The 20,851-nt window shown below is 61.0% G+C and carries 21 protein-coding genes and 1 other annotated feature; of the genes, 12 read left to right on the top strand and 9 right to left on the bottom strand.

Annotation, left to right across the window (positions count from 1 at the left end; genetic code table 11):
* Positions 1-480: 480 nt before the first annotated feature.
* The gene (locus SxD43FB_RS02075; RefSeq protein ID WP_096060984.1) at positions 481-1,611 is read right to left on the bottom strand and encodes a serine hydrolase; all 1,131 of its coding nucleotides are present in this window, start codon (positions 1,609-1,611) and stop codon (positions 481-483) included.
* Between the two features lie 171 nt (positions 1,612-1,782).
* Here SxD43FB_RS02075 and SxD43FB_RS02070 point away from each other — a divergent pair, with 171 nt between their 5' ends.
* Entirely contained in the window at positions 1,783-2,631 is an 849-nt protein-coding gene (locus SxD43FB_RS02070) for an alpha/beta hydrolase (protein WP_096060983.1), read from the top strand.
* Between the two features lie 114 nt (positions 2,632-2,745).
* On the opposite strand, the gene nadB is transcribed toward SxD43FB_RS02070, so the two are convergent.
* The 5 genes from nadB to SxD43FB_RS02045 all read right to left on the bottom strand — a co-directional run bounded on the left by nadB (position 2,746) and on the right by SxD43FB_RS02045 (position 8,679).
* The gene (nadB, locus tag SxD43FB_RS02065; RefSeq protein ID WP_096060793.1) at positions 2,746-4,350 is read right to left on the bottom strand and encodes an L-aspartate oxidase; all 1,605 of its coding nucleotides are present in this window, start codon (positions 4,348-4,350) and stop codon (positions 2,746-2,748) included.
* Between the two features lie 77 nt (positions 4,351-4,427).
* Complete coding sequence (locus SxD43FB_RS02060; protein WP_096060792.1) at positions 4,428-4,967, bottom strand: hypothetical protein; 540 nt, start codon at positions 4,965-4,967, stop codon at positions 4,428-4,430.
* An 18-nt stretch (positions 4,968-4,985) separates the two neighbouring features.
* On the bottom strand, positions 4,986-5,927 hold the full coding sequence (locus SxD43FB_RS02055) for an ABC transporter ATP-binding protein (protein WP_096060791.1): 942 nt from the start codon (positions 5,925-5,927) through the stop codon (positions 4,986-4,988).
* 50 nt (positions 5,928-5,977) lie between these two features.
* On the bottom strand, positions 5,978-7,072 hold the full coding sequence (locus SxD43FB_RS02050) for an AI-2E family transporter (RefSeq protein WP_096060790.1): 1,095 nt from the start codon (positions 7,070-7,072) through the stop codon (positions 5,978-5,980).
* 62 nt (positions 7,073-7,134) lie between these two features.
* Entirely contained in the window at positions 7,135-8,679 is a 1,545-nt protein-coding gene (locus SxD43FB_RS02045; protein WP_255245577.1) for an alkaline phosphatase, read from the bottom strand.
* Between the two features lie 95 nt (positions 8,680-8,774).
* Between SxD43FB_RS02045 and SxD43FB_RS02040 the strand changes: the two genes are divergently transcribed.
* The 9 genes from SxD43FB_RS02040 (at position 8,775) to SxD43FB_RS25560 (ending at position 16,783) form a co-directional block, all read left to right on the top strand.
* The gene (locus tag SxD43FB_RS02040) at positions 8,775-9,128 is read left to right on the top strand and encodes a helix-turn-helix transcriptional regulator (protein ID WP_096060788.1); all 354 of its coding nucleotides are present in this window, start codon (positions 8,775-8,777) and stop codon (positions 9,126-9,128) included.
* Entirely contained in the window at positions 9,125-9,646 is a 522-nt protein-coding gene (locus tag SxD43FB_RS02035) for an arsenate reductase ArsC (RefSeq protein ID WP_096060787.1), read from the top strand. The genes SxD43FB_RS02040 and SxD43FB_RS02035 overlap by 4 nt, the downstream gene beginning before the upstream one ends.
* The gene (gene arsC / locus SxD43FB_RS02030; protein ID WP_096060982.1) at positions 9,643-10,089 is read left to right on the top strand and encodes an arsenate reductase (glutaredoxin); all 447 of its coding nucleotides are present in this window, start codon (positions 9,643-9,645) and stop codon (positions 10,087-10,089) included. Before SxD43FB_RS02035 ends, arsC begins: the two co-directional genes overlap by 4 nt.
* A 2-nt stretch (positions 10,090-10,091) precedes the next feature.
* Positions 10,092-11,150, top strand: a complete 1,059-nt coding sequence (gene arsB / locus SxD43FB_RS02025) for an ACR3 family arsenite efflux transporter (RefSeq protein WP_176482651.1) — start codon at positions 10,092-10,094, stop codon at positions 11,148-11,150.
* 8 nt (positions 11,151-11,158) lie between these two features.
* Entirely contained in the window at positions 11,159-11,908 is a 750-nt protein-coding gene (gene arsH / locus SxD43FB_RS02020) for an arsenical resistance protein ArsH (protein ID WP_096060786.1), read from the top strand.
* Positions 11,909-11,969: 61 nt separating this feature from the next.
* Positions 11,970-12,023, top strand: a sequence feature (sul1 is cis-regulatory element that is thought to sense ions involved in sulfur or methionine metabolism; They are found in Alphaproteobacteria).
* Positions 12,024-12,111: 88 nt separating this feature from the next.
* Positions 12,112-13,596, top strand: coding sequence for a SulP family inorganic anion transporter (locus SxD43FB_RS02015; RefSeq protein WP_096060785.1), 1,485 nt, complete (start codon positions 12,112-12,114; stop codon positions 13,594-13,596).
* An 11-nt stretch (positions 13,597-13,607) separates the two neighbouring features.
* Positions 13,608-14,459, top strand: coding sequence for a universal stress protein (locus SxD43FB_RS02010; RefSeq protein WP_096060784.1), 852 nt, complete (start codon positions 13,608-13,610; stop codon positions 14,457-14,459).
* A gap of 816 nt (positions 14,460-15,275) precedes the next feature.
* Positions 15,276-15,455, top strand: coding sequence for a helix-turn-helix domain-containing protein (locus tag SxD43FB_RS02005; RefSeq protein ID WP_096060783.1), 180 nt, complete (start codon positions 15,276-15,278; stop codon positions 15,453-15,455).
* Positions 15,452-16,783: a DUF3631 domain-containing protein gene (locus SxD43FB_RS25560; protein ID WP_255245576.1), complete on the top strand. Its 1,332-nt coding sequence runs from the start codon at positions 15,452-15,454 to the stop codon at positions 16,781-16,783. Before SxD43FB_RS02005 ends, SxD43FB_RS25560 begins: the two co-directional genes overlap by 4 nt.
* A gap of 117 nt (positions 16,784-16,900) precedes the next feature.
* Here the strand turns inward: SxD43FB_RS25560 and SxD43FB_RS01995 are convergent, their stop codons facing one another.
* Positions 16,901-17,233 (bottom strand): hypothetical protein, encoded by a 333-nt coding sequence (locus SxD43FB_RS01995; protein ID WP_069065283.1) that lies wholly within the window; start codon positions 17,231-17,233, stop codon positions 16,901-16,903.
* A 231-nt stretch (positions 17,234-17,464) separates the two neighbouring features.
* Here SxD43FB_RS01995 and SxD43FB_RS25090 point away from each other — a divergent pair, with 231 nt between their 5' ends.
* On the top strand, positions 17,465-17,620 hold the full coding sequence (locus tag SxD43FB_RS25090) for a hypothetical protein (protein WP_176482650.1): 156 nt from the start codon (positions 17,465-17,467) through the stop codon (positions 17,618-17,620).
* 220 nt (positions 17,621-17,840) lie between these two features.
* Here the strand turns inward: SxD43FB_RS25090 and SxD43FB_RS01990 are convergent, their stop codons facing one another.
* Positions 17,841-19,007 (bottom strand): hypothetical protein, encoded by a 1,167-nt coding sequence (locus SxD43FB_RS01990; protein ID WP_096060782.1) that lies wholly within the window; start codon positions 19,005-19,007, stop codon positions 17,841-17,843.
* Positions 19,008-19,221: 214 nt separating this feature from the next.
* Here SxD43FB_RS01990 and SxD43FB_RS01985 point away from each other — a divergent pair, with 214 nt between their 5' ends.
* Positions 19,222-19,482, top strand: a complete 261-nt coding sequence (locus SxD43FB_RS01985; protein ID WP_069065281.1) for a helix-turn-helix transcriptional regulator — start codon at positions 19,222-19,224, stop codon at positions 19,480-19,482.
* Positions 19,483-19,493: 11 nt separating this feature from the next.
* Here SxD43FB_RS01985 and SxD43FB_RS01980 read toward each other — a convergent pair whose 3' ends face one another.
* Positions 19,494-20,696, bottom strand: a complete 1,203-nt coding sequence (locus tag SxD43FB_RS01980; RefSeq protein ID WP_096060781.1) for a site-specific integrase — start codon at positions 20,694-20,696, stop codon at positions 19,494-19,496.
* Positions 20,697-20,851: the final 155 nt, after the last annotated feature.

Below are 20,851 nucleotides of genomic sequence, written 5' to 3'. Positions count from 1 at the left end.
GCACAAGGGCATAGAGCAGACATTGGCGATATGAGGCTGAGAATGTTTCCTACATTGCGACAAGGCAAATCTGCTGTCAAACGAGCAGCAATCTTTTCGGCGATTATCTTCGTCCTATCAGCTACGGCACTCCTTCTAAATGTCGGTGTTCGCTTCGGGCCGACGTTCGTTCGTTCCATGATACAGCCAATAGCGATCTCAATGGACCTGCAAACTGATCAAGAGGCTCTGATTGTGCTGATTTCGATTTCAGCGGCAAGCGCCTTCCTAACGTTTGCGTGTTGGGGAGCCCTTCGCATTTTGGGAAAGGAATGACCAAGGTCTGCTTCCGATGATGCTCTGACTAGTCATTTGCGGAAGGTCCACTCCTAGCGACACCGCGGATCGCGTTGACCATCGGCATCGCTCACCTGCAAGCGCGTTACAGCCAACCTGTCACGCGACAGCACGGACAGACCGTCCCTCACCGATCGATCGCAATCAGCGCTGATGGTTCGCCGCGACCGCCTTCGCCACGCCTTGCATCAAGGCCCAGCGTTCGGGGATCGACACGGTGGTCGATCCAATCAGCACGGCCACGGCATAGCTGGTGCCATCGGGCGCGGTCATGATGCCGATGTCGTTATAGCCGGTCGAGCGCGGAGCGAGATCCTGCCCCGTGCCGGTCTTGTGCAGATAGGACCAGCCCGGCGGCACCCCGCCCTTGATCCGTTGCGGCCCGGTCTTCGCTTCGGCCATTACGGTCAGCAACAAGCGGGTGGATTCGGCCGACAGCATGTCGCCCTGCTTGAGCTTGGCCAGCGCCCCGACGATCGCGGTGGGGGCCGCGCCGTCCGGCGGGTTGGCGAGATAATTGTCCAGCGCCTTGACTCGCGCCGCCATCGGTAGCCGCGATCGCGCGGTGTAGAAATTGCGCCCGATCGAATAATCCTGCCGCCAGTCGAGGCCCGCCGTCGTCGCCTGCAACAACCGTTCGCCGGGGCCGAAGCGAACATCCTTGATCATCCGGCGCGCCAGATAGCTGCGCACCGCTTCCGGGCCGCCCACTGCGCGCAACAGCGTGTCGTTGGCGGTATTGTCGCTTTGCGTCATCGCCCGGCGCATCAGGTCGGAATAGCTGGTGGTCCAACCGCCCGCCTTCACCATCGCGGCCGAGGGTTGATGGAACAGGGTCAGGTCGTTTTTCGTAATCGTGGTCGTATCGGTCAGGCGCAGCTTGCCCCGGTCCACTGCGTCCAGAAACGTCAGCGCCACCCAGAATTTCGATACGCTCTGCTGCGGGAACAGGGCGGTGCCGTTCCAGGCGACGGTCCAGTCCGCATCGATCCGGCGGACTGCGATGCCGACCTTGCCGCGAAATCCCTGGCCCAGATTGCGGATCGCGCTGACCAGCGTCGGCGATGGCGCATCATTCTGGCTGACCGCGCGATAGGGTAGCGGCGGGTTGGGCGCTTGGCGGGTCGGCCAGCTATTGGTCGCCGGGCGCGATGTCTGCGGCGCGCTCGCCGCCGCCTGGGCCGGGCGCGGATCGGGCGCGCTCACACAGGCCGACAGGGCCATAACCAAGAGGACCAGACGCGCGACCCCGCCCCGGTTGTCATTCGATGCCATATAATCCCCGCACTTTGAGCGAACATAGGGGCGGCCCCCGCCCGGACGGGCAAGGACGATGCGACGAATGAGTCCACAAATGCGATGATAGGAGCCGGACGGATGCAACCCTTTGATCGACAGCGTCATCGCTCAGTTGCGGTTCAGCGAGTGGCGGGCAATAGCGGGCGGATGACAATGAAAGCTATAAACAGGCGCAATTGGCTGCTTGGCGCATTGGCGACCGGCGGATTGCTCCGGGCGGGGGTTGCGCAGGCCGCACCCTTTGCCTCGCGCCGGATCGCCGTGACGGTGCGGGGTACGGGCCGCGACGTGCTGCTCATCCCCGGTCTCGCCAGCGGCCCCGGCATCTGGAACGGCGTGCTGGCGGCGGTTCCCGGCTATCGCTTTCACCTGGTCCATGTGCGCGGCTTTGCCGGGCTGGCGGGCGAGGCCAATGCAGGCGGCGACGCGCTGCTCCGGCCGATCGCCGACGAGATTGCGCGCTATGCCAGCGCCACGGGATTGAAACGTCCCGCGATCGTCGGCCATTCGATGGGCGGCACGCTGGCGATGCTGCTCGGCCTCAAGGGGCTGGCGAGCCGGGTCATGGTGGTGGACATGCTGCCCGCTGGTGCCGCCATGGTCGGCGGCACGGCCAGCGGGCTTGGCTATCTCGCCGACCAGATTGGTGGCTATCTAACCGGTACGGCGGCGGGGCGGCGCTATCTGGGGCAGATGGTGGCGCAGACGCCGGGGGCCAAAGGCAGCGATCCCGATGTCATCGCGCAGGCGTTGCGTGATCTGGCGAACACCGATCTCGGCCCGCAATTGCCGCGCCTGACCGTGCCGTTGGAAGTCGTCTATGCAATCGGGTCGGATCGCGAACAGGCCGCCGCCATCGCCAGCCGCTTCCGCACCGCCTATGCTCCCAAGAAGGATGCGCTGCTGCGCGCCATCGGTCCCAGCGGCCATATGCTGATGGCCGATCAACCGGCGCGCTTCCATGCCGCGCTGGGTGATTTTTTGAAGCGCATTTGACGAGCGTCAAAGCCGATGATGGTGCAGGCGCGTACACCGAAGACCCCGGACAGGCTTTCAGCATGTTCCCCTCCCCCTCAAGGCGCGGCGCCCCCCGGCGACCGCGCCGCTTTTTTACGGCGCCAGCACCGTATCGACCGCCGCGTCCAGCATGTCGGGATAGTCGAGCGTATAGTGGAGGCCTCGGCTTTCCTTGCGATGCAGCGCCGAACGTACCACCAGCCGCGCGACTTCCAGCAGGTTGCGCAGTTCGATCAGATCGGGGGTGACGCGGAAATTGCCGTAATAATCGTCCACTTCCCGCGCCAGCAGGTCGATGCGGTGCTGGGCGCGTTCCAGCCGCTTGGTGGTGCGGACGATGCCGACATAATCCCACATGAAGCGGCGGATTTCCTTCCAGTTGTGCTGGACGATGACTTCCTCGTCGCCATTGGTGACGCGGCTTTCGTCCCACGGCCGGATCGGCGGCGGGGCTGGCAGCTCATCCCAGTTCGCGCGGATATGCTTGGCCGCCGCTTCGCCGAACACGAAACATTCGAGCAGCGAGTTGGATGCAAGGCGGTTGGCCCCGTGCAGGCCGCTCTCGCTGACTTCGCCCGCCGCATAGAGGCCGGGCAGGTCGGTGCGCCCGTCCAGGTCGATCACCACGCCGCCGCAGGTATAATGTTGCGCGGGCACGACCGGGATCGGCTCCTTGGTGATGTCGATGTCCAGGTCCAGCAGCCGCGCATAGATGGTCGGGAAGTGATGCTTCACGAATTCCGGCGGCTTGTGGCTGATGTCGAGATGGACATAGTCGAGACCGAGGCGCTTGATCTCATGGTCGATGGCGCGCGCCACCACGTCGCGCGGGGCCAGTTCCTCGCGCGGGTCGAACCGCGGCATGAAGCGCTCGCCGCCGCCCGGCACGCCGGGGGGCAGTTTGAGATGCCCGCCTTCGCCGCGCACCGCTTCGGTGATCAGGAAATTCTTGACCTCCAGATTGTAGAGGCAGGTGGGATGAAACTGGTTCATCTCCATGTTCGACACGCGGCATCCCGCGCGCCAGGCCATGGCGATGCCGTCGCCGGTCGCGCCGCGCGGCGCGGTGGAGAAGAGATAGGTGCGTCCCGCGCCACCCGTGCATAGGATCGTCGCGCGACCGAGTAGCGCATCGACATGCCCCGTCCGCTTGTTGAAGGCATAGACGCCCCAGACATGCCCCGCGCCCGAATAGCGCTCGCCATGGCGGGAGGTGATGAGGTCGATCGCGACCATGTCCTCCATCAGCGTGATGTTGGGATTGGCCCGCGCAGCCTTGAGCAAGGCGACCTGCACCGCATGGCCGGTCGCGTCATCGACATGGATGATGCGGCGGTGGCTATGCCCGCCCTCACGCGTCAAATGCCAGCGCTCGCCAAATTCCTCGCCGCCGTTGAACGGCACGCCCAATGCCGCCAGCCGGTCGATCGCGGCGGGTGCTTCGGACACCACGAACTCGACCGTCGCCCGATCGTTGAGGCCCGCCCCCGCGACCATCGTGTCATGGACATGCGCCTCGAAACTGTCACCGGCGTCGAGTACCGCAGCAATGCCGCCCTGCGCCCAGTTGGTCGACCCGCCATCCAGCGCGCCCTTGGCCAGCACCAGCACCTTGCGGTCCTGCGCCAGGTTGATGGCGGCCGTCAGGCCCGCCGCGCCCGAACCGATGATGACGACGTCGTAGGTGGTGATGGGCATTCTAATCTCCCCCCTCCTGCTTGCGGGAGGGGCCGGGGGTGGGCAGTCGCGGCGTTACCGCAGAAGAGCAGGTCACGTCAGGAAGATTTTCTTTCGATGACTGTCCAGTCCGGGCGATGTCCGTCTATTTCCCACAGGTCATGGCGAAAGCCGGTGATGCTGGCAGCCAGTTCGATGGGAATGTCGAAAACAAAATCAACTTCCGCGCTTCCCGCATCTTCCTTTTCCTGTTCGCCAAACAGTCTGTCTTTGATGGCCGGAAATTCCTCCGGCGGGTCACCGGAAACCGAAAGATCGTGCAACGATTGTTGCGCGTCATGGATGACGCTCCACAACTCGATGCCATCCTCTGCACCATGCACGGCACTATACATCAAGCCCTCATGCAACTGGCAACTGACTATGCGCTTGGTAGGAAACGATAATTTGATCGGCTGCGTTGCTGCCCACTCAAAGTCGTTAGACCAGATTATGCTCCAGCCATTGCGCAATTGAACGGCAGAAAAAGGGCATTCATTCGCCTCATCAGCTTCGCCAGTGTCTTTAAAGTCCAAAGCCTCCAGCAAAGCGGCTTTTTCAACGGACTCAAAAGCTAACCATGAGATTCTAAAGCCCACGATCCTACTCCTTCAAAATCACGCAGCCGCCGCCGTCAAATTCAAGAACACATCTTCCAGATCCGGGTCGCGGGTCACCACGTCGACGATCGCCAGCCCGCTCGCCTGCACGGCGCTCAGTACCTGGCCCGCATTGGCGCGGTCCTTGAGATAGGTGATGGTCAGCGTGCGCTCGCCCGTCAGTTCGATCTTTTCGAAGCAGGGGGCATCCGGCACCAGGGTCACGTCGCGATCGACCGTGACCTGCACCACCTTTTCCTGCGCCATCGCCAGCAATTCGCGGGTGGGTTTGTCGGTGATGAGCTGGCCATGGTTGATGATGCCGATGCGGTCGCACAGTTGCTCGGCTTCTTCGAGATAATGGGTCGTCAGCACGATCGTTACGCCCAGGGCGTTGAGTTCACGAACATATTCCCACAATTGCTGGCGCAATTGCACGTCAACGCCTGCGGTCGGTTCGTCCAGCACCAGGATCGGCGGACTATGCACCATCGCCTTGGCCACCAGCAGGCGGCGTTTCATGCCGCCCGAAAGCGTGCGGGCATAGGCGGTGGCCTTGTCCTCCAGATGGACGGCGCGCAGCAATTCCATCGACCGGCGCTTGTCCTTGGGCACGCCATAGAAGCCCGCCTGATTCTCCAGCGTCTCGAACGGCGTGAAAAAGGGGTCGAACACGATTTCCTGCGGCACGATGCCGATGCTGTTCTTCGCATTGCGCGGATTGGCGTCGATGTCGAAGCCCCAGATGCTGACCGACCCTGATGTCTTGTTCACCATCCCCGCCAAGATGTTGATCGTCGTCGACTTGCCTGCACCATTGGGGCCGAGCAGCCCGTATATCTGCCCGCGCGGGATCGACAGGTTGATCCCGTCCAGCGCGCGCTTGCCGCCCTTATAGACTTTGGTGAGGTTGCGAATGGCGATCGCGGGGGGGGGGGCGGGGGGCGGGCTGTCGGTCATGGCTGATCTCTATGGGGATCGAGGGGCACTAAGGAAAGAGGGCCGTCGGCTCAGTCGGCCCCGGCGACCTTGATCTCTTTGCCCAGCATCGATTGCACATACAGGCGCTGCACCGCGACGAACACGACGACCGTCAGGGGCGCGGCGAGCAGGACGCCGAGGAAGCCGAACAACAGACCGGCGGCGAACACCGCGAACAGCAGCACCGCCGGAGGCACGTCGACGGCATGTTTCTGGATCATCGGCTGCAGGAAGTTGCCCTGCAATTGCTGGATCACCAGGAAGAGCAACAGGGTCCACAGCGCGGTCATTGGCGATACGGTGAAGGCCAGCAGCACGGCGGGCACGCCGGAAATGACAGGCCCGATCATCGGGATGATGTCGAGCAGGCCAGCGATGACGCCCAGCCCGCCTGCAGCGGGCACGCCCAGCAAGGCAAGCCCGGCCCAGGTGAACGCAGCAACGACCAGAGAGGACACCGCTTGCCCCACCATCCATCCGCGCAGCCCGCCCGACGCATCGTCCAGCGCCAGCGCGACCGTCTCCTCGGCCCTCTTCGGGATCAGCAGCAGCAGGCCCCGGCGATAGGTGGCGGGATCGCCCGCCAGGAAGATCGCGCCGACCAGGACCAGCACGAAATCGGCAAGGCCGCTGCCCGCTGCCAACGCATAGCCGCCCGCCTGCGACACCAGTTGCGACACATCCTTGCCGCCACCCTCGACCAGTTGCCGCGCCCGTTCGCCAAGGCCATAGCGGTCGAGCAGCCCCTCCACGCTTTGCAGCGCGCGGGGGACGGTTTCGCGGATCGTATCGAACTCCTGCGCCAGTTGCGACCCGAACAGCGCGAACGCGCCCACGAACAGGGTGATCATGCCGATGACCGACAAAGCGAGCGCCATCGACCGCTTCATGCCGGTGATGCGGCACAACCAGTTGGCGATCGTGTCGAACACCGCACCAATCACGATCGCCGCGAAAACCAGCATCAGGAAGCGGGTCAATTCGACCATGATCCACACCAGGCCGACGATGCCCACGACCACCAATGCGGCATTGGCAACCCGGCCGGGGCTGTAGGCTGTTGCGTAAGACGCCGGTGTCGGCTGTGATTGCGCCGTGGCGGCGTCGTCATGATCAAGGGTCATGCACGCCTTCTATCGTGCATGATCCATCGTGCAACCTGTTGCTGGCGCGAATGCGCCACGGGCTATTCGGCGGTCGGCCCGGCCAACGCATCGCGCATGATATAATAGAGGCTGTGCTGCTCGATCGTGCCCTTGACCAGATGTGCCATCGGCCCTGAAGCACGGGCGAGGACATCGTCGCCGCCATGGGTTTCGGACCCCAGCGGCACCAGCGCCTGCTGGCGATAATCGAGTGCGGTGGTGTCGGTCTGGAGCGGGTCGGCGCGCGGGGTGTCGATCGTCGCGCCCGGCCCGTTGGCATAGCCCAATGTCGTATAGCCCTTGCCATCCTTCGCCTTGAGCGCCTGGCCGCCATTGGTCACCGCGCCCAGGATAGGGTTGCCCCGGCCGGGATAGCCGCTCATCGCGAACGTGTGGCTATGGTCGGCCGTGACCAGCACCAGCGTATCGGCGCGATCGGTCATGTCCATCGCGACCTTGACGGCTTCGTCGAGCGCGATCGTGTCTTCCAGCGCGCGGCGGGCGTTCCCGGCATGGTGGGCATGGTCGATCCGGCCCGCTTCCACCAGCAGCACATAGCCCTTGTCGCGGCTGCCCAACAACGTGATCGCCGAACGGGTCATGTCCGCCAGCGACGGTTCGCCGCCTGTGTCCTTGGCGCGGTCGGCCTCATATTGCATATGGTCGGGCTCGAACAGGCCTAGCAGGCGGGGCGTGCGGGTCAGGTCGACCTTGGCGAAATCCGCGCTGTTCCACACATAAGCCCCGCGCGGATTGCGCCGCTGCCAGGCTTTGGTCAGATCCTTGCGGTCGGTGCGCTTGCCCATGATGGTGGCATATTCAGGATCGCGCGCGGTGGTCGGCAGGAAATTGGCACGGCCCCCGCCCAGGATCAGGTCGAGCCGGGCACCGACATCGCCCTCCACCATCTGCCGCGCAATGTCGATGCAGCCCTGCGCGCGGGCGTCGGCCGTCAGGTCGCCATCGGCTTCCCAGTCGCGCTGGGCGGTTTGGGCATAGGTGGCGGCGGGCGTCGCATGGGTGATGCGCGCGGTCGAAATCACCCCGGTCGCCATGCCCTGACCTTGCGCAAAGCCGAACAGCGAGGGCAGGCGATGCGCCTTGCTCGTCGCGCAGTCGTTTTCCGGCACTTCCGGGCCGATGCCGATGACGCCGTTGCGCGTCTTGACCCCGGTCAGGATCGCCGTCGCGGTCGGCGCGGAATCGGACACCTGCCCGTCATGCGAATAGGTTTTGACCAGCGCCGTGCTGGACAGCCGATCCATGGTCGGCACGAAGGACTCGCCATCCACACCCTGCCGCTGCCCCTGATGGATGCGCGCTGCCGTCAGCGTACTGACGCCCATGCCATCGCCGATGAACAGGATGATGTTGCGCGCCTTGCCGACGACCGGCGCGTCCGCCTTGATCCGCGCCAGCTCGGCCATCGCCTGCGCCCGATAGGCGTCAGTAGTGCTGGCATGTTGCGCCAGCGCCGGGCTGGCAGCGACCAGCAGGGCAAGAACGGACGAACGGGCAAGACGGCGGGCAGCGACCATGAAGAGACTCCTTTGCCGCACCCCCTTCCATCCAATCATGACAGTCATGCTACATTATCCCTATATTTCGATATCTCTCGAAATGTCATTGACGGACCCTTTGGTGGGTCATATTTCGATAGGTATCGAATGAAGGACTCGTCATGGATCAGGACAAGGCCGTCGCGGCGCTCGCCGCGCTGGCACAGGACACCCGCCTTTCGGTCTTCCGCCTGTTGGTAAAGGCCGGTCCCGATGGCATGATTGCGGGTGCCTTGGCGGAGGCGATGGACGTGCCGCCCTCGACCATGTCGCATCATTTGGCAAAGCTGGAACAGGCAGGCCTCACCACCTCCTGGCGCACCAGCCGTCTCATCCATTATGCCGCCGACTATGCTGGGATGCAGGCGCTGCTCGGCTTTCTGATGGCCGATTGCTGCCAGGGTGATCCGACGCTGTGCGCCGGCCTTCTTTCTTCCATTTCGTGCGACGCCGTTTCCGAAGGAGCCCCAGCATGACCGACAAAGTCTATAATGTCCTGTTCCTATGTACCGGCAATTCGGCCCGCTCGATCCTGGGCGAAGCGCTGATGAACAAGCTGGGCGCGGGCCGGTTTCGCGCCTGGAGCGCGGGCAGCCAGCCCAAGGGCGCGGTCCATCCTATGGCCCTGTCCGTCCTGTCGGGGCTGGGGTTCGAGACGGCGGGCATGCGCTCGAAAAGCTGGGACGAGTTCGCCGCGCCCGGTGCGCCGCAGTTCGATTTCATCTTCACCGTCTGCGACAATGCGGCGGGCGAGACCTGCCCAGTGTGGATCGGCCACCCGATGACCGCCCATTGGGGTATCGAAGACCCGGCTGCTGTCGAAGGGGAGGGGCAGCGCGACGCCTTCCTGACCGCGCTGCGCTATCTGCGCAACCGCATCGCGCTCTTCCTCGAACTGCCGCTCGACGCGCTGGATGTCATGGCGACGCAGCGCAAGCTCAAGGAAATCGGCCAAAGCGAGGGTGCCAGCGCGCAGGCGGGAGCAAACGCATGACCCACGACATCATCATCTATCACAACCCCGAATGCGGGACGTCGCGCAACACGCTGGCGATGATCCGCAATGCCGGCATCGAACCGCATGTGATCGAATATCTGAAGACGCCACCGTCGCGCGCGCTGCTCGAAAGCCTGATCGCTCGCGCCGGGATGACGCCGCGTGCCCTGCTGCGCGAAAAGGGCACGCCCTTTGCCGAATTGGGGCTGGACGACGACAGCCTGTCCGACGCTGCACTGATCGACGCGATGATGGCGCATCCCATCCTCATCAACCGCCCGCTGGTGGTCTCGCCGCTGAGCGTCAAACTCTGCCGCCCCTCCGAAGCGGTGCTGGATATTCTCCCGGCGGCGCAGCAAGGCGCGTTCGCCAAGGAAGATGGCGAGCAGGTCATCGACGCCACGGGCCAGCGCAGCCCCAAGCCTGTCGGGAGCGAATAATCATGGCCACCGCACCCGCCTCGCCGCTCGGCCTGTTCGAACGCTGGCTCTCGCTTTGGGTCGCGCTGGCGATAGCGGTCGGGATCGTGGCGGGCAATGTCGCGCCCGGTGCCTTCGCGATGTTGGCCGGGCTCGAAATAGCCTCGGTCAACCTGATCGTCGCGGTGCTGATCTGGGCGATGATCTATCCGATGATGGTCGGCGTCGATTTCGGCAGCATCCGCGACATCGGCCGCAAGCCGCGCGGCCTCATCATCACCATCGTCATCAACTGGCTGGTCAAGCCCTTCACTATGGCGGCGTTCGCCGTCCTGTTCTTCGACTATCTCTACACCGGCCTCATTCCGCGTGGCGATGCCGACCAATATATTGCCGGGCTGATCCTGCTCGGCGCAGCGCCCTGCACCGCGATGGTGTTCGTCTGGTCGCAGATGACGCGCGGCGACCCGGCCTATACGCTGGTGCAGGTGTCGGTGAATGACCTGGTGATGATCGTCGCCTTCGCACCCATCGTCGCGCTGCTGCTCGGCGTCACCGACATCGTGGTGCCGTGGGAACCGTTGCTGCTCTCGACCCTGCTCTATGTCGTGATCCCGCTCGCGGCGGGGGCTTTGACCCGGCATCGGGTGATCGCCGCGCATGGCGGCGACGTGGCGGCGGTCGATGCCTTCACCGCCCGGCTCAAGCCCTGGTCGATCATCGGCCTGCTGGCGACGGTGGTGTTGCTCTTCGCCTTTCAGGCCGAAACCATCGTCGGGCAACCACTGCTGATCGCGCTGATCGCGGTGCCGATCATCCTCCAATCCTATGGTATTTTTGCGCTGGCCTATGCCTGGGCCTTTGCTTGGAACGTGCCGCACCGGATCGCGGCCCCCTGCGCGCTGATCGGCACGTCCAACTTCTTTGAGCTGGCCGTCGCGGTCGCGATCGGGCTGTTTGGTCTGTCGAGCGGCGCGGCGCTGGCGACGGTGGTGGGCGTGCTGGTCGAAGTGCCGGTGATGCTCTCCCTGGTCGCCTTCGCCAACCGCACCCGGTCGCGCTTTGCGGAGGATGCTGCGTGAGCGACACTATGCCGTTTGCCTATCTCCGCCCGCTGGCCGATCCTGACCATCTGCCCGCCTTGCACCCGGATTACGCCCATCGGCGGCCCGCACTGGGGCTGGGCGCTCTCGACCCGCGGCCGCGCATCCTGCTGCTCTACGGATCGCTGCGCGAGCGATCCTATTCGCGGCTGGTGATCGAGGAAGCCGCGCGCCTCCTGCAGTTTTTCGGGTGCGAAACGCGCATCTTCGATCCGCGCGACCTGCCGCTGCCCGATCAGGTGGCGGGCGACGATCATCCCGCCGTCCATGAACTGCGCGACCATTCGCTGTGGTCGGAAGGGCAGATCTGGTGCAGCCCCGAACGCCATGGCCAGATTACCGGCATCATGAAGACGCAGGTCGACCATCTGCCGCTGGCCTATAAAGGACTGCGCCCGACACAGGGGCGCACCCTGGCAGTGATGCAGGTGTCGGCGGGGTCGCAATCCTTCAACAGCATCAACACGCTGCGCATCCTTGGCCGGTGGATGCGGATGTTCACCATTCCTAACCAGTCCTCCGTCGCCAAGGCCTATGAGGAGTTTGACGAAGCGGGGCGGATGAAGCCGTCCCCCTATTATGACCGGATCGTCGATGTGGTGGAGGAACTGGTCCGCTTCACCGTCCTGCTGCGGCCCCATACCGACCAATTGGTGGACCGCTATTCCGAACGCAAGGACCGCGACGAGCCGGTGACCACCCATGTCGAGAAGGCGGGGCTGGCGACATCGGTCTGATATTTTGTCCGCCTTATCGCTCTTGCGCCTGTGCTGCATCTTGGATAGGGGGACCGCATCCATTGGACCCGGCATTGTCGGGTGGCTCGGCCCGGCGCCTATCCCCGGGATAACCATTAGCGAATTTGGGCTTCGCTTTTCCGAGTTATGAGCGTTCCCGCGCACTGACGTGATGCCCCGCTAGCCAATCTAGGGTTTTTTGAATGTTATCTATCGCCTCGCTGCAACGCGAATGGCTCGCCAATCCGCGCGCCGACATCCTGGCGGGGATCGTCGTCGCTTTGGCGCTGATCCCCGAAGCCATCGGCTTTTCCATCATAGCCGGCGTCGATCCGCGCGTCGGACTTTATGCTTCCTTCTCCATTGCCGTGATCACCGCCCTTGTTGGTGGCCGCCCCGGCATGATCTCCGCCGCCACGGCGGCCATCGCGGTGCTGGTGCTGCCGCTCATCCGCGATCACGGCGTTGAATATCTGTTCGCCGCCACCATCCTGATGGGCATCATTCAGGTCGTCGCGGGGTTCCTGCGGCTCGACATGCTGATGCAATATGTTTCGCGGTCGGTCATCACCGGCTTCGTCAATGCGCTCGCGATCCTCATCTTCATCGCGCAATTGCCGCAGCTTATGGGCGTGACCTGGGTTACTTATGCGATGGTCGCCGGTGGCCTCGCGATCATCTACCTCTTCCCGCGTATCACCAAGGCAGTGCCATCGCCACTGGTGGCGATCGTCATCCTGACGGTCCTGTCCATCTATGGTGGGCTGAACGTCAACACGGTGGGCGACATGGGCGAACTGCCTTCGACCCTGCCGGCCTTCCTCATCCCCAACGTCCCGCTGACGCTGGAAACGCTCCAGATCATCCTGCCCTATTCGCTGACCATGGCGGCCGTCGGCCTGCTGGAATCGATGATGACGGCGCAGATCGTCGATGACCTGACCGACACCGGGTCGGACAAACGCCGCGAGATGAAGGGGCAGGGCATCGCCAATTTCGCTACCGGCTTCCTCGGCGGCATGGGCGGTTGCGCGATGATCGGCCAGTCGGTCATCAACGTGAAGTCGGGCGGTTCGACCCGTCTGTCCACCTTCGTGTCCGGCGTGTTCCTGCTGTTCCTGATCGTCGTGCTTGGCCCGCTCGTGGCCCAGATCCCGATGCCTTCGCTGGTCGCGGTCATGATCATGGTGTCGATCGGCACATTCAGTTGGCGTTCGATCAAGGATCTGCGCACCAATCCGTGGCAATCCTCGGTCGTCATGGTCGCCACCGTCGTCATCGTCGTGTGGACGCATGATCTCGCCCAAGGCGTACTGGCGGGCGTCATCCTGTCGGGGCTGTTCTTCGCGAGCAAGGTCAAGCGGCTCTTCACGGTCACGTCTGCGCTCTCTGCCGATGGCAAGGCGCGCACCTATCGCGTCGCGGGCCAGGTCTTCTTCGCCTCGTCGGACAGCTTCACCGCCGCCTTCGATTATAAGGAAGTGATCGACCATGTCGTGATCGATGTCAGCGACGCGCATTTCTGGGACATTTCGGCGATCGGTACGCTCGACAAGGCGATCCTGAAATTCCGCCGCGAAGGCACCGTGGTCGAGGTCATCGGCCTCAATGACGCCAGCGCCGCGATGGTCGAACGCTATGCCCTGCACGACAAGCCGGGTGCCGACGCGCAACTCGGCGCGCATTGAGGAGAGACGCCATGACCAAGATACTCGCCTGTATCGACGCATCGGCCTATGCGGCCAGCGTCTGCGACCTGGCCGCCTGGGCCTCCAAGCGCCTCGCCCTACCGGTCGAACTGCTCCATGTCGTCCAGCGCCGCGATGCCGTGGCGCAGCGGCATGACCTCAGCGGCGCGATCGGCCTTGGGGCCAAGAGCGAACTGCTGGAGGAACTGACCCGGCTGGAGGAGGCCGACTCCCGGCTTCAGATCGAGCGCGGCCGCGTGCTGCTGGCAACGATGGCGGACCGGCTGCGGGCCGATGGCGCTCTCGCTATCGCGCCGCTGCACCGCCATGGCGGCATCGTCGAAACGATCATCGAGCGGGAAGCGGATGCCCGCGTCGTCGTCATCGGCAAGCGCGGCGCGAGCCATGAATTCGCCACCGACCATATCGGCTCGAAGATCGAGCGCGTCGTGCGCGCCAGCGCCAAGCCGGTGCTGATCGCCGCGCGCGCGTCGCAAGCCCCGCAGTCCGTGGTCCTCGCCTATGACGGCAGCAAACCCGCCGACCGCGCGCTGGAACGGGTCGCCAATTCGCCCTTGTTCGCCGGGCTGCCGATCCAGGTCGTGACGGTCGGCCCCGACGACGACAAGCATCGCGCCCTACTCGACAAGGCCCGCACCACCGTATCGGCCAGCGCGTCCGTTACCCTGACGATCCTGCCGGGCAAGCCGGAGGATGCGATCGCACAGCTGATGGCCGCAACGCCGCAAGCACTGCTGGTCATGGGCGCCTACGGCCACTCACCGCTCCGCACCCTGATCGTCGGCAGCACCACCACCACCCTCATCCGCACCGTCCATGCGCCGGTGCTGCTGGTGCGGTGAGAAGGGCTTAAGAGCACCACTCCCTTCTGTAATTCCGGACGCGGCACAGAGAACTTTCCCATGCCGATCGTCTCCCACGCCTTTTACCACACGCCAAACCGGGCACCGACAGATGCGAGGGGGTGGCGTGGGACGCGAATCCGCTAGAAATGCCCAGAAACGCTGGGCTTTTTCAGTTCGCTAGGGATTCAGGGAAACAAGGTCTTGGCGGGCGGCAGGGAGTAGAATCATATAGTTATTCCTTTGATTATATTGAATAAAAATAGATGTTTAAAATCCGTGCCCACATAATTCCCCACACTTCGTAAAAGTGTCGGCTCGGAGAGCGCTTCCTTCGGGACATGGATGCGCCATGGTAGCGAGGCTGCCCGTTCGCGCGCTCTCAAATCGCGCTGTAGCGGGCGGGCGGTCTCGCGGGCGGGGTCGTGCAGACCTGCAGGGCATCAAACAATCATCGTTGCATGTGATGTTGTGCCGAGTCGGCAGTTGAGTTGCCATCCTTGGCCCCGGTTTTCACATTGAGTAGCGTCTGAATCCTCCATGAGAGGGGGCCAGAATCCAGTTGTTCAAGCCCTACAGAAAATAAATTTATGTATTAGGACAGATATAGTCGCGGAATGTGTGAAATGTTCGCCAAAAACCATATAGGTTATGGAGAAAATGGATGGTTCCATGACCATGTAAGTGTTTAGGTCTTCAGATTTTATCATTGATATTCATTGAGTTGACTGCCGCCCATGGCTTGAGAATTATTTAGATTCGCTCGATATCGCCAGAGTTCGACTCGATGCGGACTTAACTTTGGGATAAGAAATTATGCAATCTATGCTTTGTTCAATTGGTGAAGCTGCCAGCGCATTGAGCGTAGGCAGGACATTCACTTACGGCCTTATAAAGTCAGGCCGCTTGGAAACGGTGAAGTTGGGGCGTCGTACCTTGGTTAAGGTGGATAGTATCAAGGTGCTCATTGATAGCGCCAAAGGCGGTGCCCAATGACCGAGATGGACGTAAACGAAGGGACCGGCGCTGTTACAGCAGCGACCGGCCCCAAGGTTGCCACCGCTCCGAGCCGGGCAACTTCTGATAGCTCAAATGAGCATTCGCCGCCAGACGATAAGGCAGGAGATATTGATGGAGCGAACCTGCTGGATCGCATTCATGCATTCCTCGGCCGCTTCATCTGCTACCCTTCGGCACATGCACATGTCTCACATGCACTGTGGGTCGTTCATGCTCATCTGATGGATGCATGGTTTACCACACCACGGCTAGCGGTGCTTTCGCCTGAGCCAGGAAGTGGAAAATCAAGGGTGTTGGAAGTCACTGCCCTGATGGTTCCAAATGCGCTGCTGTCGTCAAATGCGTCGGCTGCGTATATTCTGCGAAGGGTCGCGGATCAGGAGAACCGGCCGACCATCTTGTACGATGAAATCGACACGATCTTTGGCCCTACGGCGCGAGGCAATGAGGAACTGCGGGGAATGTTCAATGCCGGTTATCGGCGTGGAGCCAGTGTCGGACGCTGTTATGTAGACAGGGGCAAAGTCGTGCCTGAGGAGTTGGCGACCTTTGCTGCTCTGGCGATGGGTGGCCTCGGTCACTTGCCCGGCACCATCATGAGTCGGTCGATTATCATTCGTATGCGGAAGCGGACGAATGGCGAACGAGTTGAACCGTTCCAGCCACGTCTTCATGAAAGTCAGGCTGACGGTCTGCGTGATGAACTGGCAACATGGGCGGCCAGCGTAGCAAGCGCGGCGGAAGTCTTGCAGCCGATTTTACCAGACTGCATTGCAGACCGGAACGCGGACGTATGGGGGCCGCTTATCACGGTTGCCGATTTGGCGGGTGGCATATGGCCCGATGCTGCCCGGAGTGCAGCAATTCATGCGGTAGCCTCGACCAAAGCAAATGAACGCCCATCGCTGGGTGTTCAACTTCTGGCCGAAATTCGCGCTTGCTTCGGTGATGCGGATCGCATGACGACGGCAGACCTGCTGGACAAGCTACTGGAGGATGATGAGGCCCCTTGGGGAGACCTTAGGGGCCGAAAACTCGATGCTCGCAAACTCGCGGAAATGCTTCGAGAATATGGCATCCGATCGTCTTCGATTCGTATGCCTAGCGGGCAAACGCCGAAGGGCTACAAGCGGGATGCATTCCATGAAGCGTGGCGATGCTATCTGCCTGTGTCTCAATCAGACGCAACGGACGCAACATGCGCCACAGACAACAAAGTGTCTGAAAATCCCATCGTGAGAGATAAGGCAGCATTGTCACCTTGTGGCGGATATGAAGATGACGCCGCCGATAGCGGTGGCTGAAACGCGCCGAACGCCAAGCATGTTGCGGCGTGGCGGCGGTGGCGGTCATGGGAAGCTAAAGACATGACCATGCTGTCCCAACGTCTGGCCCTCACCTCGAACGGTGAGGGCCTTTTTTTATAGATTGGTTCGATCATGTCGGGAAAATATGGCATCGATCATTGCCGATGCTTCGTCGAAAAGCGTCTTGTTGAGTTCAGATTCCTCACGAAACCGGACGGCTTCTGCATTGCCTGCGGCGATCTCCATCGTCGCTTCACGCATGAGAGTTTGCCTGAATGAAGCCCGATGGGCCAATTGGCGCTCGCGCTGATCGGTAGCTGCGGACTCAACAAAACGGTTGAGCATGTTGATGCTGCTCGTAGCGGTATCGGCGAGGCCGAAAACGGCGTCGGCAGTGCTGTTGACGGTTCCTAACACAGAACCGACGATCATTCGGACGGTGGCCATATCCACTCCTGATTAAGCGGATGCGAAATTGCATACCATCATGGGCGTCAGCCCCTGTGTTTCATTGTGTTTGAATGCCTTCCGTGGCTCCGGGTGCGATGCAGTGGGGGTGGGCATAGACGGTATCTGATAGTCTACGGGGGGGGGGGGAGTTCTGCCAAGGATGGCAATTGCTCCACAACCTGCCGTCAGACGTAACAATGAAAATCTCTATATGGCTCGGATTGCATTATGCTGGAGAACCAAGGGATGGAGCAACTCATCCTTCCCAATCCCCTGCTGGTTGACCGCTCGGAGCGAAGGCTGCTCATCGGCCGCAGCAAAGCGAGGACCGATGAAGCAAAGTCGGGAGCGGAGGGCGGGCGGGCTGCCGAAAAACAACAATAATGCTAAAATCGAACTTATGAAAGGCGGCCTGTTGGGTTTCTTCTTTCTGGTTCCAAAATTGCAGCCTGCCTCCGCCCCTCTTCACTCCTGCCCCACCGCGCCTGCGGCGCGTGGGTTGGCTGATCGGTTGGAGACAGGCCGCTAAGGATGGGTGTGACATTTGGACATTGTGCTAAAAATTATCGAGGGGAGGCGGTTGGCGGCTGCCAGTCAAACATGTTCAATTGGCTGTTCGACGGGTTACATCGCCTTCCGAATAGGCAGCCAAATAGCTGTCAGCAACCTCATCACCGTAACGGCCCCGGAACTCATTCGGGGTCATCGTAACGAAATCACGATCCCGCTGGCTGGCTGACGATAGACCCTTGCCCGTTGCAACCATAGTTGCCAATGCATAGCCATTGGGGCGAGCGGTTTCAGGCATCCGGGCGGCTGCTTCGCGCTGTTTACGAACCGAAGCCTCAGTCACTTGGTTCATTTTTGCTGTGATGAAATCACCCTCTTCAACCGGTATATCAAAGATACCTGGATTGAAAATAGGATCACTAGCCAACATCTTATTTACAAGGCGCTGATCGGAGCTTGTTGAATCGATAATTGGCTTTGGCTCTAGGCTGGAAGGAACAGGCATTCCTTTTCCTGATGGGTTTTCGATGCTCTCCAACGGCGTCACTGGGCTTTGTTCCAAATTTTCATTTGCTTGCAAAGCGCCCGATTTCATTACCTCATCCTGTCGGCTGAGCCTCGGATAAATCAAATCATGAAAGTAGGTTGGGGCAATAGGGTCGTTCGCTCTATCCAATAATATTGCGAATGGAGAAAATATAACTGCGACGATAATAACGCCGAATGTTTTATTTGGATAAAATAGCAAACCTAGGCGAGATACTATAAATATAATGATCATTCCACCTGTGGCTCTGGCAATTTGATCTTGTGCCAATGCCTGACTGTAATTGAATGGCATGAGGTGAATGATACAGCTAATTATGAAAATTAACAAAAATACGGGGATCGTGACACTTTTATTGGTGCGGGGGGACTTGCGATATTCCTGATTGGATGCGCCATTCGATTTCGCAAGATTTATTTGCGGCTGATCGTAAGTCATCGTTGCTGACTTCTCAGGATAGATCGCCCGCGCGGACCTCATTGCTTTTCGTCCTATTAACTCCCACGGCTTCCGCTGCGGCAAGCCTTTTGGTGCAAGAAAGGCATAGCCACCCCAGATTAGCGCGAGTTGGAAAACCATTAGCGGCTGCCATGTAACATTGAGCAATGTAAAAAGAGTCCAGCCGCTGCAGAACATCAGCAGCCATTGAGGCATCCGCGCCTGCATGGCGAATAGGCTGACGATAATAGCGCCGGAGAATAACACTATGCCCATGCGGCTTCCCTCAAGCTGTTGAATGATGCATTTGAGCCTACCAGTTCCATCGATTTGCACCTAAATTTGATCTGTGGCCGGGTTCGGCCTCAGATACATCCTATTGTAGCGGCCGGGTTGTTGGTTTGGTCTTGGCTCATTGAGCGTCCCCATAATGGGGACGGCGCGGTTTACATATACTTAAAGCCCCGGTTCAGGAATCGGGGCTTTGTTGATGCAACGCGGGTGGGTGGTTTCACCCGATTATCGAGCGGTTATCGATGCCCTGAAAGAGGCCCGGACAAAGGCGGAAATCTCACAACGGGAACTTGCCCGCAGGCTGGGCAAGCCTCCCTCTTTTGTGAACAAGATAGAGCAGCTTGAACGGCGTTTGGACGTGCTGGAGTTTATCGCCATCGCAGAAGCTATGGGTATGCAGGCTGACGAATTGCTCAAGGATATGCGAAAGGCATTGCCGCAATCCGTCTGCTTGTAGTCGCAGTTTAATTATATCGCTATAGCTTGCCGAATTGACACGACCTTGCCGGAAAACTGATCCGTAGCGCAATATACGCCCCATGCTTCCATCAGCTTCCGGCGCTTGTCGAGCAAACCACCACGCTGATAGGCGCGTTCAACTTCGTTGCGGTTCTGGTGCGCCAGAGCCGCTTCCGCGACTTCGCCGGGAACATTTGTTTCTTCGGCTACCCATGTCCGAAATGACGAACGGAAGCCATGCACGGTTGTCGCCTCCTTCATGCGGCGAAGCACGCCTAGAAGGGTCATATCTGACATGGCACCGCCATTTGCGCCGGGGAAGATAAGGTCCGTTCCTTCGCGCCTGATCGCCATGGCACTATGAAGAACGGCCAATGCATGAGGCGATAGGGGGACGACATGTTCGATTCGCATTTTCATGTGACCGGCTGGAACGGTCCATAGACCTTTTTCCAAGTCGATCTCGCTCCAGGTCGCCAGCCTGACTTCCTGTGACCGGGCAGCGGTCAGGATGACGAACTCCAGCGCCAGCCTGCTCCATGTTCCTCCTGTTGCACGGAGGCGAGTGATAAATGCCGGTATGTCGGCATAGGGCATGGCGGCATGGTGCTTTCCGCCTTTCTGCTTGGGCAGTCCATTGCCTGCCGCCAAAGCGTCTGTTGGGGCTTCTGTTGATCGCCAGCCGCGAGCATGAGCAAAGTTCAGCACCGCCCTTATACGCTGCTTTACCCGCCTGCCGGTTTCGGGCTTCTCGGTCCATACCTTGGATATGGCCGTGATGATCTCGCCAGCGGTGATGCTGCCGACGGGCTTTGAACCAAGGGGTGGGAAGGCATAGGCTTCCATTGAGTTGATCCACTGATCATCACTCTTGGCATTGGACCACTGGCTCTTGTGCGTTTCATAGTAGACCAGAGCCGCTTCGCGAAAGGTGACGCTCTCCGCCTTGGCCTTGCGCTTCTCTGCCACAAGGTCACGTCCGTCCTCGCGTGTCGCCTTGCGGGCTTCGGCGGCCTTGGCTCGCGCTGCTGCCAGTGTCACCAACTTGGCGCTGCCTAAGCCAATATCACGTCGCTTGCCGTCATGTTGGACACGCAGGAGCCAACTTGCTCCACCAGTGCGGCTTACTTTCAGGAAAAGTCCGTCGCCGTCACCATAGTTTCCTGGCTTCGTCAGTGCTGCTTTCACTTCATTGGCTGTCAGCTTACCCATGGCAGTTCCCCACAGAATGAGAGCAGGCTTCCCCACACTTTAGAATTTCCCCACACCACTCCCCACATTTTAGCGCGGCTGCGGGCAAATTTCAATGAACGGCGACGCCCAATCGCGGCCAGAAAACCCGCAGAAGTTCTAGGCTTTCCGCAACT

Source organism: Sphingobium sp. D43FB (assembly GCF_002312805.1).
In the GTDB taxonomy this organism is placed as follows: Bacteria; Pseudomonadota; Alphaproteobacteria; order Sphingomonadales; family Sphingomonadaceae; genus Sphingobium.
Note: the sequence above shows the minus strand (reverse complement) of the source record. Positions and strands in the feature narration are given on the sequence as shown.